The organism is Pectobacterium sp. HCp5_1, from assembly GCF_032905925.1.
Taxonomy (GTDB): Bacteria; Pseudomonadota; Gammaproteobacteria; order Enterobacterales; family Enterobacteriaceae; genus Pectobacterium; species Pectobacterium brasiliense_A.
In genome coordinates, this window is the sequence record NZ_JAUMIO010000002.1 from 176822 (window position 1) to 193646 (window position 16825).

16 protein-coding genes are annotated in these 16825 nt (G+C 53.0%); 1 reads left to right on the plus strand and 15 read right to left on the minus strand.

The genetic code is table 11. The features are described 5' to 3' along the window. Nucleotides 1-216: 216 nt before the first annotated feature. The gene (gene ypdK / locus Q3A88_RS02350; protein ID WP_099606229.1) at nt 217-291 is read left to right on the plus strand and encodes a membrane protein YpdK; all 75 of its coding nucleotides are present in this window, start codon (nt 217-219) and stop codon (nt 289-291) included. A gap of 160 nt (nt 292-451) precedes the next feature. Here ypdK and Q3A88_RS02355 read toward each other — a convergent pair whose 3' ends face one another. The 15 genes from Q3A88_RS02355 to Q3A88_RS02425 form a co-directional block, all read right to left on the minus strand. After that, on the minus strand, nt 452-1297 hold the full coding sequence (locus Q3A88_RS02355) for an A24 family peptidase (RefSeq protein ID WP_317177335.1): 846 nt from the start codon (nt 1295-1297) through the stop codon (nt 452-454). 108 nt (nt 1298-1405) lie between these two features. Then, a complete protein-coding gene (locus tag Q3A88_RS02360; protein ID WP_317177336.1) occupies nt 1406-2152 on the minus strand; it encodes a type II secretion system protein N in 747 nt (248 codons plus the stop codon). Further along, nucleotides 2142-2636: a type II secretion system protein GspM gene (gene gspM / locus Q3A88_RS02365; RefSeq protein ID WP_010681641.1), complete on the minus strand. Its 495-nt coding sequence runs from the start codon at nt 2634-2636 to the stop codon at nt 2142-2144. The genes Q3A88_RS02360 and gspM overlap by 11 nt, the downstream gene beginning before the upstream one ends. Then, nucleotides 2633-3910: a type II secretion system protein GspL gene (gene gspL / locus Q3A88_RS02370; protein WP_317177337.1), complete on the minus strand. Its 1278-nt coding sequence runs from the start codon at nt 3908-3910 to the stop codon at nt 2633-2635. The genes gspM and gspL overlap by 4 nt, the downstream gene beginning before the upstream one ends. Further along, nucleotides 3907-4893 carry a type II secretion system minor pseudopilin GspK gene (gene gspK / locus Q3A88_RS02375; protein WP_317177338.1) on the minus strand — a complete coding sequence of 329 codons (987 nt, stop codon included), beginning with the start codon at nt 4891-4893 and terminating at the stop codon, nt 3907-3909. Before gspK ends, gspL begins: the two co-directional genes overlap by 4 nt. Then, a complete protein-coding gene (gene gspJ, locus Q3A88_RS02380) occupies nt 4890-5540 on the minus strand; it encodes a type II secretion system minor pseudopilin GspJ (protein ID WP_317177339.1) in 651 nt (216 codons plus the stop codon). The genes gspK and gspJ overlap by 4 nt, the downstream gene beginning before the upstream one ends. After that, a complete protein-coding gene (gene gspI, locus Q3A88_RS02385) occupies nt 5540-5905 on the minus strand; it encodes a type II secretion system minor pseudopilin GspI (protein ID WP_039273738.1) in 366 nt (121 codons plus the stop codon). The genes gspJ and gspI overlap by 1 nt, the downstream gene beginning before the upstream one ends. Next, nucleotides 5902-6468 carry a type II secretion system minor pseudopilin GspH gene (gene gspH, locus Q3A88_RS02390; RefSeq protein ID WP_317177380.1) on the minus strand — a complete coding sequence of 189 codons (567 nt, stop codon included), beginning with the start codon at nt 6466-6468 and terminating at the stop codon, nt 5902-5904. Before gspH ends, gspI begins: the two co-directional genes overlap by 4 nt. 100 nt (nt 6469-6568) lie before the next feature. Beyond that, nucleotides 6569-7039 (minus strand): type II secretion system major pseudopilin GspG, encoded by a 471-nt coding sequence (gspG, locus tag Q3A88_RS02395; RefSeq protein ID WP_014916099.1) that lies wholly within the window; start codon nt 7037-7039, stop codon nt 6569-6571. Nucleotides 7040-7071: 32 nt separating this feature from the next. Beyond that, on the minus strand, nt 7072-8298 hold the full coding sequence (gspF, locus tag Q3A88_RS02400) for a type II secretion system inner membrane protein GspF (RefSeq protein ID WP_039284723.1): 1227 nt from the start codon (nt 8296-8298) through the stop codon (nt 7072-7074). Nucleotide 8299: 1 nt separating this feature from the next. Continuing rightward, nucleotides 8300-9796 (minus strand): type II secretion system ATPase GspE, encoded by a 1497-nt coding sequence (gene gspE, locus Q3A88_RS02405; protein ID WP_014916101.1) that lies wholly within the window; start codon nt 9794-9796, stop codon nt 8300-8302. Then, nucleotides 9793-11745 carry a type II secretion system secretin GspD gene (gene gspD / locus Q3A88_RS02410; RefSeq protein WP_162274784.1) on the minus strand — a complete coding sequence of 651 codons (1953 nt, stop codon included), beginning with the start codon at nt 11743-11745 and terminating at the stop codon, nt 9793-9795. Before gspD ends, gspE begins: the two co-directional genes overlap by 4 nt. An 88-nt stretch (nt 11746-11833) precedes the next feature. Next, nucleotides 11834-12697: a type II secretion system protein GspC gene (gene gspC, locus Q3A88_RS02415; RefSeq protein WP_317177340.1), complete on the minus strand. Its 864-nt coding sequence runs from the start codon at nt 12695-12697 to the stop codon at nt 11834-11836. A gap of 50 nt (nt 12698-12747) precedes the next feature. After that, nucleotides 12748-14727: a glycoside hydrolase family 28 protein gene (locus Q3A88_RS02420; RefSeq protein WP_317177341.1), complete on the minus strand. Its 1980-nt coding sequence runs from the start codon at nt 14725-14727 to the stop codon at nt 12748-12750. A gap of 139 nt (nt 14728-14866) precedes the next feature. Beyond that, nucleotides 14867-16435, minus strand: coding sequence for a polysaccharide lyase family 1 protein (locus Q3A88_RS02425; protein ID WP_110162152.1), 1569 nt, complete (start codon nt 16433-16435; stop codon nt 14867-14869). Nucleotides 16436-16825 lie beyond the last annotated feature (390 nt).

Sequence of the window (16825 nt, forward strand, 5' to 3'; positions counted from 1 at the left end):
ATGCTATTTTGAAAATATAGTTTCTGGACCTCTTGAATTCCCCCCCTCACTCGGCGTAGATTTAGCGCCGATCCCGTCATAACTGGTGTGACTCTGGTGATGACAACGGGAAATATTACCCTTCGGTGACATCACCGGCAGCGTAATTATTTCCTTCCATAATAAAACGCACAATCGGGATCGTTGCTGGCGTGGTTTCTGCTGGAGAATAAATCGGTGAAGTATTTTTTTATGGGTATCTCATTCTGTTTAGTCGTTTGGGTGAGTACCTTTATGCTGATGGTAGAATAACCTGTCATTTGCCCGGCAAAGATTTATTCATTGAAGGGCACACACAGATAAAGATAAAAAAGGCTGATGGTATTTATACCCTCAGCCTATTTTTATGCCTGCCGATCTATGTTCAGCCGATGACTATTCAGTCGATGATTCGTATTACCTTTGTCATTTTCTACAGATTCAATCCGTTCATTATCACGCCAAATACCCCGCCCATTGCCAGCCAGGGGCCAAAGGCCAGCGGTTTGGCCGTATCCTCTTTACGCAATCCGCGCCAGACGAGAGTAACAACCAACCCGCTCAGCGCCGCTACCAGAACCAGATTCGGCAATGCCTGCCAGCCCAGCCAGGCACCCAGCGCAGCCAGCAACTTAAAATCACCGTACCCCAGCGCCTCTTTTCCCGTTGCGTATTTGAATACCCAATAAAGCAGCCACAGAGATAAATAACCGGCCATCGCGCCGACTACGGCATCATTCAATGGGACAAATGTCTCCGACAGATTAAACAGCAGCCCTATCCACAGAAGCGACAGCGTAAGCACATCCGGCAGCAGCAGCGTTTTGATATCAATAACGGTCAGCACCAACAGGAAGGACAGCAGAATCAACGCCCCCCACAGCGCCATACCGGGCAGCCAGAGTAAACCTGCCGTCAGAAAAGCCAGCATGGTGATGACTTCCACCAGCGGATATTGCACAGACACCGATTGACGACAGCAGCGGGAGCGGCCGCGCAACCACAACCAGCTGAATAGCGGGATGTTATCCTTCACCGCAATAGCCTGCTGGCAGTGCGGACAAGACGAAGGCGGCCACCACAGGTTGTAGCGTGTATCAGGTGCGGAATCGGCCATGCCCGTTTCAAGCTCGATGTCCTGCCGCCAGCGACGCTCCAGCATAATCGGCAAGCGGTAAATCACCACGTTTAGAAAACTGCCAACAATCAATCCCAACACACCCAGCGATCCAAACCACCACGCCGGAAACAGCTGTGCAAATTCCCTTAAATCGTCCACGTTAGTCCCTGATTGTTGATAAAGAAACGGTATGAATGAGCGGTTTATTTTTGCGATCGACGACACAGCAATGACAACGAACGTTTTTTCTTACAACGATCATGTCTATTACAGCAAGCGCCCCTGAAAATTCAGCGTTCTGGCACCCTGTTCATCGGCTTTACCGGTGGTTGCCAGCAGCTTTTTCATCGTCGCGGGTAAGGCATCTCCGCTACTCAACCGCCCCGTGAAACGATATTCGCCTTTCGGAGTGACGCTGCCTTTGCCAGACAATTGCAGATGTGAGGAGATTTGCCGCAGGTTCGCTTCTAGCGCGCCTTGCTGGCAGCGTAACGTGGCCTGAGGCGTAGCGAGCACCAGTCCACCCAGCGGCGTTTTCACCCGCGCGCCCGGCCAGGTTATATTGGCATCCAGCGACTGGCAGCCTGAACGGTCTACCGTCGCTTCTTGCAGATTGAGCTGCACGTTTCCTTCTGCGCCGATTGGCACGATAAAACGCAGATGGCTGAATAAATAGCCCGCTGGCACAGAAAGCTGCCATTGATAAAACTGCGGCTGATGCCAGCCGCGAATGATCCCGCGACCTGCAATGCCTTCCGGATTTTTAAACGCGATTTCCAGCGCGGGCATAAAATCCGAGAAGGTGATATTCCAGTGCACATCGTCCAGCGTTAACGTACGCCAGCTAAACCGTTGTAGGTTCCCCTGCCACAGCGTTCCGGCTGCCTCTGCAATCACCATTCCGGCCGGTAGCGGCACGGCGGTGAGCAAGCGGGCAGGCGCATAGCTCGCCAGGAACAACCCGTAGGCCAGAACCATAGCGATACCTGCGCCAATGCCGGACTTAAGCTTCATCCGCCCGTTCCAGCATCAGCCTGGTCACATCCACCATTCCGGGGCTTTGCTCGACGGCATTCACATCCAGCGACATCACTTTTACGCCATTTTTCTGTTCCAGTTCGCCAAGCCAACGCAGCAGACTATTAAAATCACTCTGCCCCAGCGTCACCGATGCCTGGCTGCCCTGCGGCTGCAAACGTACAACGCTGAGTCCGTAACGCTTGGTACTTTGCGAAATAAGAATCGGCAGACTGACGTCGCGCTGACTATTGTCCCCCTGCGCCTGATTGCCCTGCGGAATCGATGAGGCCTGTTTCTGCATCCAGTTGACGGTCTGCTGTTCGCGGGAAATCGTACGCTCCCACAGATCTTCACGTTCCTGCCAAGGCTGGAGGATAGCGTAATACACCAGACAGAGCAGAAGCACCGCCGCGCACACGACCATAAGCTGACGCTCGCGCGGGCTCATCGCCTGCCAGCGTTGCCGTAATTCATTCATTGCTGGCTCCTTAACGTTAAGCGGCCTTCAACCCGATCGTTTTCCTGCCGCATCTCTCCCGCCTGTACCTGATAATAAGCGGCAGCCTGCTGCTGAAATTGCTCGAGTTCCTGATATGACGTGCCCTGCAACGCCAGCCGGAATTCACCCGCAGCGCCGTCGTAAGACAGCGACTGAATTTTGATCGCGCTATTCTGTGTCACGAGCTGCTGTAAGGGGTTCAATTGATCCAGCAGCGCTTTCCCTGCGCCTCCGGCGGCCGTACGTTGCAGGTGCTGCTGCATCTGCGCGCGCGGGTTAACGACATTCGTCTCGGAAGGGAAAATCTGCCGATAGACGCGCACGCTTTCCTGTCGCCAATGTTCAGACTGTTGATAAAGCTGGTAATGCGCCCAGCCAGCATCCGCCACAACCAACAGCAGGTAACAGGCAAACGCGATCCCAACGCCGCGCCACGGCAGCAGGGTGTTTTGCCAGGCTTTCTCCGGCGCATAGTCGCCTTGTCGCAGATCGACTGAGGCAGGTAAGTGCGCCGTTGCCGCCAGCGTGAAGAGATCCGTTTCCGGCTGCGCTTTCCATTCGCCCTCTTCCTGCCATTCATACTGCGCCAGCTCACCGCCGACCGATGCAGCGCTGTAGCTGTATATCGCAGGCAGCGGCATAGACGCTTTCAGCAGGTCGCCGCACCAGGAGGATTCCGCCGCCATCGCATGGCCCGTCGGCTGGCGAAACAGCCACATGTCATCATGCTGCAACGCGCTCCAGCCATCCTGATGTTTCGGCAATACGCGGGCGTCAGGCAATAACGTATCGACGCTGAGGCCCAGCGCATCACACTGTGCCAGCCAGCGCTGCATCCGGTTTTTTTCCACCACGGCAACCGTGCCATCATCGCCGTGAATTTCCAGCACGGCAAAATGCAGCTTTTCAATTTCCGTCGCTAGCTGGTCTTCCAGCATAAACGGCACGACCTGCGTCAGCTGACGCCGAGCCTGTCGGGGCAGCGTCAGTGTATAAAACGTCACGTCAGTGGCCGGAACCAGAACACGGGTAAATGCCACGGACGGATAGGCCGCTAGTGATTGACGAACCTGTTCGACGCTACCGCGTCCCTGACTCAGTAAATTTTCCCCATTAGATGAACGCACCTGCCATTCGATCTCTCCCAGTTCTTCTACCGGAAGACGAACAATGAGGCACGGATGTCGAGCGACCGTCCCTCGATTTAATGGGGCTTTTGCGGCTTTTCGCTTCCATTTTCCCGCTATTTTCATGGATTCACCGTCCTATATCCTCCATATTGCCGCTGCACGACCTGTACCTTTTGTCCACTCAGATGAAGCAAGCTACGTTGATGAAAATCGCTGTCGCCGACACGCACCTGAAGTTTTACAAAGAACCATTCACTTTTTACTGCCAGTACTCGCTGCGCGGTATTTTTACTATTCGGGGGCAATAACCCGGTTTGTTGCAGAACTTCAATACTCGCCCACCCCATACGTGGCCGCTGCTGCACCAGCGCTTTTGCCTGCGACATCGTCATTTCGTTCAGGAACACGGCAGATAACAGCGGGGCATCAAATTCGGTTAGCGTGTTGATATTAATGGACATCGCATCCACCGGCAGCGCACAGACATAAGGCAGTAACCGACGATAGAGATCGCTGTCAATACCATACACTGAGCGTAATTCACTGATTTCACTCATTCTCTGATTCGCGGTACGATGAGGCACTGGCAACGCAGCATAGACTTCGTCTTCTGCGCCGTTCGCCGATGGATAGTTATCCGCATCAATCCAGTCACGCACCGCTGCGGTAATTTTTTCTGCACGATCCGTTTCTTCACCCAGATTTTTCAACAGCAAACGAAAAACCTGTGCCGGATAAGGCGTCTTCACCAGCGTGCTTTCGTTATCCACGCCTTGATTGATCGCATTCACATTAAAGCAGGTACGCGCATCAGTAATCTGGCCAGTGATTTCGCCACCGTCCACGGGGAAACGCAGCCCCGGCTGCGACCAGTTCTGTCCGGCAAACGTGCGCCCCGGCATATTCCGCGCATCACGCTGTAATATCTGCCCGCTTAGCGTTTCCGCCCCTAATGCGTACCATTTCGCCTGCTGACGGCTCAAATGACTTTCGGTGCGCAAAAACGCTTTGCCTGTGCGTTCCGTAATCACCGCGGCAATCGTCACCATTAATGCCAGAATCAGGAGCACCACCAGCAGTGCCGCGCCGCGCTGACGCGACCTCATTTAACCGGCCCGGTGGTAATTAAGAACATACGCGACATTTCTCCGTAATCCCTTAAGGTCAGCACCACTTCAATCCCTTGTGGCAATTGCGTACTGTTGTCCCAGCGATCGCGCCAGGTTTTATTGCTGAAAAAGCGCAGGCGGAAGCCATCGACCTCGGTGAGAAGCGGTTTTACGCCTGGATCGAGCCCTTCAATCGGGTCGGGAGTCACATGCGTTAACCGTTCCAGCGTGTGTTCCCGCAGCCGATAGGCCACAGGCTGAAGTTCAGAGCGCGGCAGAATGCCAAACGGGTTCTGCCAGCCATTACGCATAAAGCTGACGCCCCAGTCATCACTTTTTAACTGATCGCGACCGGCGTAAAACATTGAGGTACTTCCTCTGCTGCCGCGTGCGATCATCTGGGAGAAGTCGTTGTCCATTTGTGAAAATGCGCGCTGTATTTCAGCCAGACGATCGGCTTTACGCTGCGAAATCTCATCATTACGCATCACGCCGTTCAGCACCTGAAACGCGCTGAGGCTCAGCGCCGCAAAAATAGCGATCGCCAGAATCATCTCCAGCAGCGTAAACCCCTGCTGGCGTTTCTGTCGCGCGGGGCTTTGTGCCCTTCTTGTTTGGCTGTACATCCTTGTTTTACTAAACATTATTGCTTCACCACATAAGTGCGCAGGGAAGCATCGGCGGCAAAGGCGTCTTTATTACGTCGCACTTCCACATCCAGCGCTTTGGTCTGAGGATCACCGGTCTCTACGCCCTGCCAGCGCCAATGCCAGCGCATGCCCGCAAACTGCGTTTCGCCTCTCACCCACGATGCTTCCGGCCAGCGTTGTTCCAGTCGCAGTTGAACCTGCTGGTTTTCCGCCACCCAGCCTGCAAACGTCTTCTCTTCCAGCCGGCTCAGGCTGCTTGCCTGTCTGGCTGTTGTTTGCAAAACGGCAATGCCTGCCAGCGCAAAAACACTCAGCGCGACCAGCACCTCCACCAGCGTCATCCCTTTCTGTCGTCTCATCGTTTCTTACCCTGACTCATCGACGTCACAAATCGTCCGGTGTTATCCACCTGGAGCCAATTCGAGAGCGCTTTATTTTCAGATTTAACGAGCAGACGGAAAGGCGTAATTTCGCCACCGGGCAAAATCAGGATATCGGGATCGTCACCACCCTGCGTTTTATCCACTTTTTTCCCGTCGGCCTGCAGTAGCTCAAGCCGTAATGCCTCGGGCAGCGTCGCCGATGCGCTCACCCGATGCGGTCGCCACGGCTGCCACTTGTAGCCCTGCCAGCGATCGCCACTCGGGATCGGTATTCCTTCTGATACAGCGGGTCGCTGGAGTTGATAAAACTGCCAGCGATCGGAATAGATACGAACACCCAGCATGTATTCATTCACCTGGCTGCTTTCAGCGGCAAACTCTAGCTGCGCCTGAAAACGAGCCAACTGCCAGGCGCTGTCATTCTGGCGCTCGGGAGGAAACGCCATGACGACCATGCTAGCCGCGATGCCCGCCAGTAACACGACCAGCATCATTTCCAGCAGGGTGAATCCCTGCTGCTTCCTCGTTGACCGCTTCATTGCGCTTTTGCCGTCCTTTTCCCGCTGCCATTGATAGCAACTACCCACAACAGTCATCCACAGCCGTCATCAATAAAGACAGGCAGATCGCCGCGTGCCTTTATTTCTTATCAAGGTTCCAGTTGCCGATATCATCTTCCGTTCCCGGCATGCCGTCTGGCCCCAGAGAGAAGATATCGAGCTTGCCGTGCTGGCCGGGGTTCAACAGCTGATACTCCGTGCCCCACGGATCCTGCGGCAGGCGGCGAATATAGCCATCGGCTGGGTAGTTACGCGGTTCAGGCTGTACCGTCGGCTTCGTTACCAGCGCCTTCAGCCCCTGCTCGGTGGACGGGTAACGGTTGTTATCCAGCTTGTACATGTCGAGTGCGCTTTCGAGAGACACGATATCGCTGACGGCTTTTTGTCGATCCGCCTTTTCCTTATTCCCCATCAGATTGGGCACCACCAGACTCGCCAGTACGCCGAGAATGACAATGACCACCATAATCTCCAACAGGGTAAAACCACGCTGACGATTACCGCTCTGACCATAACTATTTTGTCCACAACCACGCTGAGACTGTTGCATCCTTACTTTCCCTCATTCAATTGTTGGTTCTCTTACGAACTCATTAACGTATTCAGTTGCAGAATCGGTTGTAAAATCGCGAGTACGATAAACAACACCACCGCCGCCATGCTGACCACCAGCAGAGGCTCAAATAGCCCCAGCGCCAGCGTCATCTGCGAACTGAATTCCCGATCCTGATTATCCGCCGCCCGCTCCAGCATGCTGTCCAGCTCGCCGCTGCGTTCACCGCTGGCGATCATATGGCGCATCATTGGGGGGAAAAGTGCCGTCTGTTCCAGCGCTTTGTGCAGGCTGACGCCCTCTCGTACCGCATCCGTCGCCAGCGAGAGCCGATGGCGGGCATAGTCATTACTCATGACATCGCCGCTAATGCGCATCGCCTGTAACAGCGGCACCGCACTGGCGTTAAGAATACTGAGCGTCCGCGCGTAGCGTGCTGTATTTAAGCCACGCGCTATGCGGCCGATCAGCGGTAAATGCAGCAGACGGCGATGAAAACTGATGCGCCGCTTTTCCTGCCGCAGCATCACGCGGAACGCCATAAACCCAGCCAGCAATGCCAGCAACATCCACGGCCCAAACGTACGCACGGCATCGCTCATTCCCATCAATACGCGGGTTGAAAGCGGCAGCGCCTGCTTCATATGAATAAATTGCTCGACGACTTTCGGCACCACGACGGATAGCAAAATGCTGACCACGGCAATCGCGACCACGGTTAACACACACGGATAAATCATTGCCTGCTGGATGCGGCTGCGCATCTGCTGGCGCTGTTCGGTGTAGTCCGCTAATCGGTTCAACACAGCATCAAGGTGACCGGACGTCTCGCCTGCGGCGACCATCGCGCAATACAGCCGTTCGAAGCTGCTGGGGAAGCATTTCATCGCATCGGCCAGCGAGTGACCTTCCATGACCTTGCTGCGCACCGCCGCCATCAACTGGCTCAGCTGTGGCTTTTCACTCTGTTTCGCCACCGCATCCAGCGCTTCTTCCAGCGGCAACGACGCGGCCACCAGCGTGGCCAACTGGCGAGTCAGTAGCGCCAAATCTGAAGTGCTGATCCGAATTTTGCGACGGAGGGAGAATCCTGTAGAACCGGATTTCTGCTGGTCGCCTCGGTTTTCATCAACCGACAGCGGCACCAGCCCGCGCTCCCGCAATAGCTGACGCGCCTGTCTGGCAGAATCGGCCTCCTGAGCGCCACGGCATTTTTTCCCCTGCGCATCCAGCGCCTGATAGTGGTACTGTGCCATATCATTCCTCTTTGGTTACGCGGATCACTTCTTCCCAGGTCGTGAGCCCCGCCAGTACCTTATCCAACCCGTCCTGACGGATAGTGGTTCGACTCCCCCCCAGAATCTGCGCAATCGCCATTTCACCGTCACTGCGGTGGATCGCGGCACGGACGTCGTCATTGATCAGCACCAGCTCATGAATACCGATACGTCCCCGGTAACCGGTAAAACTACACTGCGGACAACCAACGGGATTATGCAGCAGCGTACCGGGTGCGATCCCCATCTGTTCAGCCTGAACCGGATCGACCGGCTGCGGCTGGCTACAGTCAGAACACAGCGTCCTGACCAGACGCTGCGCGAGTACGCCCAGCAGAGAGGTTGACAGCAGGAAAGGCTCGACGCCCATATCCTGCAAACGAGACAGTGCGCCCAGCGCACTATTGGTATGCAGTGTAGATAACACAAGGTGGCCGGTCAGCGAGGCCTGCACGGCAATCTGCGCCGTTTCACCATCACGAATTTCCCCCACCAGCACGACGTCTGGGTCCTGACGCAGAATGGCACGCAGCCCGCGGGCAAACGTCATATCAACCTTGGCATTGACCTGCGTTTGCCCGATGCCTTCCAGTTCATACTCGATGGGATCTTCCACCGTCATGATGTTACGTTCTGACGCATTCAGGCGACTGAGCGCAGCGTAAAGCGTGGTACTTTTCCCCGAGCCTGTCGGGCCGGTGACCAGAATAATGCCATGGGGACGATGGATCAGGCTGTCCAGCAGTTGTCGATTGCGTTCCGACATACCCAACAGTTCAAGATCGAGCTTAACGCTGTTTTTATCCAGCAAGCGCAGCACGACGCGCTCACCGTAGTTCGACGGCAGCGTGGACACACGAACGTCAATCGCTCGTCCCCCCACTCGCAGCGCCATACGTCCATCCTGCGGAATACGCTTTTCCGCAATATCCAGCTTTGCCATGACCTTGATACGCGACACCAGCAGCGACGCCAGCTTACGCTGTGGACGCAAAATCTCACGCAGTACGCCGTCAACGCGGAAGCGGATCAGCAAATAGCGCTCATACGTTTCGATATGAATATCCGACGCTTTATTCTTAATCGCTTCGGTCAACATGGCATTGATGAGGCGGATAATCGGCGCGTCGTCGTCGGCATCGAGCAAATCGTCGCTGTCTGGCAATTCCTCCACCAGCGTATAAAAGTCCATTTCATTGCCGATGTCTTCCATCAGACGGCGAGCCTCTTCCGAGTCGCGCTGATAGCTAATGACTAATTGCCGTTCAAATTCGTCTTCCGTAACGCGTTCAATCCTGAGCGAACAGCCCGCAATCCGACGCGCTTCCAGCAAGGCAGAGGGTGGCGTTTGCGCGACGCAAATCGTCTGTAGGCTCGCATCATTTTCCCGCTGCAACAGCAGAATTTGCTGCGATCGTGCATAGGCAAAAGGCAATATCGGGCGTAGCTCTATCATCTGGGAGGCAACGTCACTCATTTCCCGCCCGCCGGATAAAACGCCACAATAGAGGACTGAACCTGACGGAACGTGTAGGCATTTCCACCTTCCGGCAAGCGCAGCAACTCGTTATTCAAGAGCCCCCCTTCGCTGCCGTTCACGTCTCGCTGCTTCTCCTCTTCCGCATTGAACGAGTGATACTTACTGGCAGAGGCGCTCTGGTATTGGCTGCGATCGCGAATAATGGAAGGACGGATAAACAGCATCAGGTTACGCTTTTTCGTTTCCGTGCTGTTGGAACGGAACAAATGTCCCAACACGGGAATATCGCCCAACAGAGGCACTTTACTCGCGGACTCATTGGTACTTTTATCCAACAAGCCGCCAACAACGACGGTTTCGCCGCTGCTGACCAGTACCGCGTTATTCACGGTACGCGTATTGAACGTTGCACCCAGGTCGGTGCTGCTGCTGGAAGCAGCATCTGCCACGCTGGAGACTTCCTGTTCGATTTCCAGCAGAACGGAGTCGCCTTCGTTAATTTGGGGCTTCACTTTCAGTTTGATACCGACCGTTTTACGTTCTACCGTTTGGAAAACGTTATCGCCGGATGTCGTCTGCGAACCGGCCAATACCGGCACTTCCTGACCAACGTTAAACGTCGCTTCCATGTTGTCCAACGTCACGATACTGGGCGTCGCCAGAATATCGTTCTTACTGTTTTTGGACAGCGCCGTCAGCAACATGCTCCAGTTGCCCTGATAGAAACCGGCGGCAATCCCGTTGAAACCGCCAAGCGCCGTTGTCGCTGCCGTGCCAAGCGTTCCATCACGTCGGAACTGATCCGCCCCCGCCATCATTGTCGTGATCGGTAATCCCGTATTCGTGAATTGCGTTACGCCGGCATTTTTATTCGCCCATTGAACGCCCAGATTCATACCATCGGCATCCTGGACTTCCGCGATGATCGCTTCGACCAAGACCTGCGGACGACGGATATCCAACTGCGCAATCACCTGTTCCAGATCGCGCATGATGTCCGGTGCGGCATTCACAATCAGCGAGTTGGTTTGTTCGTGTGCCTTAATCGAAATGTCTTTGCGCAGCGCAGGCAGCGCATTTTGCTGATCGGTTTGGATACTGTCGCCAACGCCGGTGAGCACTTCGACCAGATCGGTAGCCTTGGCGTATTTGAGGTAGATAACTTTGGTGTTGCCCTGTACCGCCTGTTGGCGATCGAGCTGCTTGACCATATCAATCACGCGCTGGCGTGAATTCGGCTCGCCGCGCACCAGCACTGAGTTGGTTCGCTCGTCCGCCACCACATTGGCGGTCAACATGCCGGGCAAGGCGGATTTCTCATCCATCTTGTTCAGCTCATTCACCATCTTCACCACTTCCGTTGAGGAAGCGTAAGACAGCGGTATGCTGGTCACATTCCGATCGCCCGTCTGATCAACCCGTTCGACAATCGTCATCAGTCGCTGGATTACCCCCGCGCGGCCGGTCATCAGCAGCACGTTCGACGGTTCGTAATGCACCACGCTCCCGGCACCGGCGTTGTCATTCAACTGGCGCAGCAGCGGTGCCAAATCACGCGCGGCGACGTTGTTGACGGGCACGACGCGCGTCACAACCTCATCACCAACGCCCGGCTGTGCATCAGTGGCCAGCGGCATAGACGTCGATTTTGCATCCTTCGAGCGAATGATTTTCAGGACGTTGTTATCCATCGGAATCACGGTGAATCCATAGACATCCAGCACGCTAAGGAAGAACTGGTAATACTGTTCTTCATTCATCATGTCATAGCTGCGTACGGTAATCGTTCCGCTGACCGACGGATCGATAATGACCGTCTTATTTAAATTCTTACTGACGGTATTAATAAACTCCTGAATATCGGTGCCTTTAAAACTGGCGGAGAATTCGGCGCTCCACGCCAATGATGACGCCATCAGCAAAACGCTCCCGCTGAGCAATAACATGCTCTTACGGCGTACATGATCAAGCCACTGGTTTTTATTCTTCGAAAAAACCTGACGCTTAAAAAATCCCTGTCCCTTGCTAAACAAATTAGTGGTCTCCATCCAGTGCCAGATATATATCCTGCTGTTGACCATCACGTTCGACGGTCAAATTAAATTTGCTCATCCCGGCTAGCTGCGCCATCGCCTGCTGTGCCTGATCCGCATCGCGTAAATCCATGCCGTTTAATGACACAGCGAGATCGTTATCCTGCAAGCCTGCGCGGTAGAAAAGATCGGGATTTTTACCGGGGTTTAACTGATATCCTTTTAGTACTTCTTCTTCCGTGACGGGAGAAATGGTCAGGTAGTCCTGCGCGGAGAAGGGATCTTTTTGTATGTTCTCTTTCACCTGGCTAAACGCGCCAGAAGACGGCGGTGCGTCGGCAGTGCTTTCCTCCTGATACAAATGCAGCGCTTCATAGCGCCCTTGGTACTGGAGCACGACACGATCGGCAGAGATAGTCACAATTTTGGCTTCATAGCCCGGAATGGCATCGCCGACGCTGCGACTGTATTGCTGACTATCTTTAGCGATAATGGCAATCGAACGCTTGGCGTCTCCACTCGCCAACACCCCAGTCAGACTGATATTTAACGAGGTCAGAGGAATATCGCCGGATAATGCGGCGTCGTTAACCGCAGACGCATCTGCAGCGGGGGCATGGCCGAATAAGGTAAAATCACCCGGCGTTACGGGCTTTTCTTTCGCCTGGGCAGGCGTGACCGACACGCCAGCAATGCGTGAGTCTTCAGGGAGGAGAAAGCGCCAGGTCAATACAGCCAACTGCTGACAAATCAGCAGCAAAATCAGCCCCAACACAATACGTCGGATCAGTGGAGCGGGCAGTGACCGAAAAGTGGCAACCAACGAATTAAAAGACGGATCTTTGAAAGCTTGCAATCGTGCCATAGGTAATCATCCATAATACTCCCCACGCCGAGTAGCGTGGGGAAAATGCCTTATTCCGTTGCGGCTTCCCGGGTGATGGTCTCATCACCACTGGTCGTCAGCGCGGCATCATTATTTACACGGTCTTCGAGCCTGATATTTTCAATATGACCGAAATTCCAGGCTCCCGGTACATTCTCAAAAATGACATTTTTAAATTCACTGTTCTTCAGGAATGTGATGTCAGTAGCTTTTACATTTTTGAATTTTACATTCTCAAAATGTAAGCCTTGATGATAAGCATCACGTCCAAAAGAGAACTTATACGCATCAGCCATTTCAGCCACGGTCATCCCATCGACCATGATACTGTTTTTCTTCGCTGTACCATCAACCGTGACGTTGGAAACGGTCACATCACGGAACTGTGCGGGCTCAGCAGCAGGCTGGGTATCGTTCACGTCCGCTTTATATTTAATCGTGAACACAAACGGCTCGTTGACAATATCACGCATCGCGTTATTACGGAATACCACGTCACGCGAGCCACCCCCATAATAGGGTCGACTCTTCATGCGCAGGCCCACATCCGTCTTATTCATTACGTTATCTTCAGCAACAATTTTTTCAATCCAGGCACCGGTATGGCTACCCGTAACCACCGCACCATGCCCACGGCGGAAGTAGTTATTGAAGATCCAGGCACCGCTCTGCGCTTTTTGCCCCAGCGTTGCCACTTCGGCACCGTATCCTGCGGCAAAGTTTACGCTGTCATCACCCGTGTCAAAAAAGTTATTAAATACCATGACATTCTGGCTGTTGCCGAATTCAATGCCATCTGCATTATTCGCGTCGTACGTCGTGTGTACCAGCGCATTCATCGCCACATTTTCGGACTCCAGCACCATCACACCATGGTATGCCGGGTTCAGAATCGTCAGCCCTTCCAGATACATATTGCTCACACCGCGCAACGTCATCAGGCTGGAGCGTCGGTTTTTGTACGCCTCATCCAGTGACATACCTTCATTAACAGCTTTTGCCGTTTGGTCTTTTGCCAGAATACCGTCACTGCTGACATTGGTGGCTTTACTCGCACGATAGAGCGGTAACGAGTTATTTAACTCATCAGTTTCAGTAATGTTTGCGTCACCAGCTTTAATACCGCGCGTCCAGCCGTTGCCATCAATGGTGCCCTGCCCGACGATACGAATATTTTTAAAGGTGCCTGCATGGCTGCTGCCCTGATCGTCTGCTTCCAGTACGTTAATCAGAGAAGGCGGACGCTTCGGCAATTTAGGTGAACTATAAGGGTAGAGATAATAGCCGCGGGCGAGCGGGTAATCGTCACCGTTTGCCGATCCCAGCAATGTGGCACCTTTCGCGACTTCAAACGTCATATCGCTGTGCAGGAACAGCGCGCCGGTTTTAAACGTTCCCCCCTCAACCACGACTTTACATCCTTTCGGATACGCGGCTGGCGTACAGTCATCAATCGCCTTCTGAATCGCCAGCGTGTCGTTGGCGACACCATCCCCTTTAGCACCGTAGTTGGTCACATTCAGTGAAGCTGGCGTCGCCGTCGTTTTCTGCACGACAGTTTCACTATCAACGGATTCTTTGCCGTCGTCATAAAGCGCGCGCACCGTGAAGCGATATTCCGTTTCAGGCGACAGATTATCGACCTTGAAATTGTGGAAGCTGACGCGGACATGCCAGTTATCGGTATCAATCGAATTGTAGAAATTATCGATATAGGGCTTGGCCGGCGAATGGGTGTTCTGGTTATCAATGGTTCCGCCCAGCAAGGTTCCATTCATATAGACACGGTAATCCTTAATGCCAGCGGCAGGTTTGGTCGGTTTTTCCCAGGCAAGTACCACGCTGCGGTCATCATAAGCCAATGTCGGCACTTTAAGATTTTGTGGCGCGGCGGAACGATCAACACCAACGTCAGGCGTTGAGTCGCTATCGCTGCATCCGGCAATCAGGCCGCTCAGGACTAATGTTGCGCAGAGCGTAAGACGGGTACGAGGTAAAAAGTCAGTCATAGCATTTCCTGTATTTTTACTATTATTTTGCCCGATGTATTTCGCCCTACGGCAGGGTAGTTGCCACAGAACGAAACCTATCGGCAGAGGGTTTACAGATAAAAATCAAATAAAAGAATAATGGGTTGAATCAGACGATTCACGGCAGAGAAATATCCAGTTTCCCCGCTCCGGCATTGTCCAGGACGTATTTCTCAACGGCAGCAATAGATTTCCCGGCGCTATACGCATAAGGCGGGCTCCATTCCAATTCATTGGTGCAGGTTTCCAGCGCCCATGCGGGTACCGCTTTGCCAGAATTCGTAGCGGCGGCCTTCTCGGCTTCTTGCAATGTGCTGCATTTGTCTAATGCGATTTGATTCAAATTGCTTGCCGGATTGCCATTGAACCAGGAGCCGTTGTCTTTAAATTTGCTTCCTTTGTAGGCACCGATGATCAGATTTTCATCCGCACCGCCGCCCTGGAAATTAAACACGTTACTTTCGGAAAGAATGGATGAATCGAAGCCCATCCCAATGGCATACAGAATGGGGTAATTTGTATCCGTTGCCCCGCGATGGTAGTTATTCAGCAAATGCACCTGACCAAAGCGCACACGCGGTGAACGCTGCACGCTGTTGTCCCATAAATTGCCTTCAAAAGTGATTCGGTATTCCCCTTTATCACCATCGCCGGAACCAATTAATACCGTTTTGTCATGCTCGGCAAAAATGTTGTAGGAAATCGTCAGGTAGTCGGCACCGTCTTCGATATCCAGCAAACCGTCGTGGCGCTGGATATGTTTGCCAAATAGCACCGGTTCCTGATAGTCAGGATGTTCACCGTCCGTAAAGGTACAGTGATCAACCCAGACATTTTTGCTGGCGTTAATCGACACGGAATCATAGCGCGCATTCCAGTTGCCTTTATCACCGTCGCCCGCATCCCAGGCTGGGGCGAAGTCACGCGGTGCCTGAAACGTAATATTACGGATAATGATGTTGCTGTTATCGGTTTTGCCAAACGTGTGACTTAAGGTATTGAGGGATAAATAGCCCTCTACCAGTTTCGCTTCGCTACCCACACCTAAAATCGTGGTATTCGGCGGTACCTGAAATTGAATCTGCGCCTTCTGGTTGTTGGCATACTGCGAGCGTTGACCATTTTGCTTTTTAAGCAGGCTAAGTTCAGCGCTAGCCGCCGCCGCATCGCTGCCGCCCGCATCCGCCGTCGCTTTCAACTGCGCCATGTAATCCTGATCGAACGCTTTGACGTATAAATCAAAATCAAACGTCGTTTTATTCGGCTTGGTTTTATAATACTCAGCATCCGCATAGCGTCCATTGCCTAAATCATCGCCGCGGACCGTGCCTTGCCAGTAGATAATTTTGGGTTCTAACTTCGCCTTCAATTCCGCATCGGCATCGCCTGCGATATAACGGGGGCTGCGGATGTTATTTAATGCGTCTTTTAATTCCTGGCGGCTGGTGACGACATAAATGCTATTTTCATGCGCGCCCTCGCCGCCCGTCGTCGCATAAAATTTACCATCCGTATTCTGATATTGCGAAGCCCAGCCAAACGGTGCCGTTTTCACCTGCAAATCTGGCGGAGCCGCTTCTGCCACTGGCTGCTGACTATTATCACACCCGGAAAGCACGAGCCCGGAAAGGGCAATAGCTACCGCACAGGTACGTAAACGACCAGTCCCAATAACCGTTCTAAACATTTTATCCCTCAGTATTTTTTAATTATTAAAATAGAAAAATAAATCCGCACAAAACCCTGCGATATTAATCGCATACTTTAAAAGTACTTTTATTCTTAATGTCGTGGCAGATTGGCACGTCCCTTATTGATAAAAAAGCAGCACACTATCTGTAGTAAAAAACCACATAATAACACTGCCCATTTAGCACTCGGGACTGTTAATTAAATGATGATGGCACCACCCCACGCTGATTGATTATCGAACATAAAAAAGAAACGTTATACCTACAATGGTAAAACATGGTTTCATTAAAGCAAATTCACACGTTTTTTTTGCGACCCGCATCAAGATTCCATCTGTGATTATTATGACCGTAATAGTTTTTAATCAAAATGGAGGAACTGTCAC

Excerpts from the sequence above, each read along its gene's own strand:
- Q3A88_RS02360 (WP_317177336.1), bottom strand. The coding sequence starts at position 2,152 with ATGAAGCTTAAGTCCGGCATTGGCGCAGGTATCGCTATGGTTCTGGCC.
- gspM (WP_010681641.1), bottom strand. The coding sequence starts at position 2,636 with ATGAATGAATTACGGCAACGCTGGCAGGCGATGAGCCCGCGCGAGCGT.
- gspL (WP_317177337.1), bottom strand. The coding sequence starts at position 3,910 with ATGAAAATAGCGGGAAAATGGAAGCGAAAAGCCGCAAAAGCCCCATTA.
- gspK (WP_317177338.1), bottom strand. The coding sequence starts at position 4,893 with ATGAGGTCGCGTCAGCGCGGCGCGGCACTGCTGGTGGTGCTCCTGATT.
- gspJ (WP_317177339.1), bottom strand. The coding sequence starts at position 5,540 with ATGTTTAGTAAAACAAGGATGTACAGCCAAACAAGAAGGGCACAAAGC.
- gspI (WP_039273738.1), bottom strand. The coding sequence starts at position 5,905 with ATGAGACGACAGAAAGGGATGACGCTGGTGGAGGTGCTGGTCGCGCTG.
- gspH (WP_317177380.1), bottom strand. The coding sequence starts at position 6,468 with ATGAAGCGGTCAACGAGGAAGCAGCAGGGATTCACCCTGCTGGAAATG.
- gspG (WP_014916099.1), bottom strand. The coding sequence starts at position 7,039 with ATGCAACAGTCTCAGCGTGGTTGTGGACAAAATAGTTATGGTCAGAGC.
- gspF (WP_039284723.1), bottom strand. The coding sequence starts at position 8,298 with ATGGCACAGTACCACTATCAGGCGCTGGATGCGCAGGGGAAAAAATGC.
- gspE (WP_014916101.1), bottom strand. The coding sequence starts at position 9,796 with ATGAGTGACGTTGCCTCCCAGATGATAGAGCTACGCCCGATATTGCCT.
- gspD (WP_162274784.1), bottom strand. The coding sequence starts at position 11,745 with ATGTTATTGCTCAGCGGGAGCGTTTTGCTGATGGCGTCATCATTGGCG.
- gspC (WP_317177340.1), bottom strand. The coding sequence starts at position 12,697 with ATGGCACGATTGCAAGCTTTCAAAGATCCGTCTTTTAATTCGTTGGTT.
- Q3A88_RS02420 (WP_317177341.1), bottom strand. The coding sequence starts at position 14,727 with ATGACTGACTTTTTACCTCGTACCCGTCTTACGCTCTGCGCAACATTA.
- Q3A88_RS02425 (WP_110162152.1), bottom strand. The coding sequence starts at position 16,435 with ATGTTTAGAACGGTTATTGGGACTGGTCGTTTACGTACCTGTGCGGTA.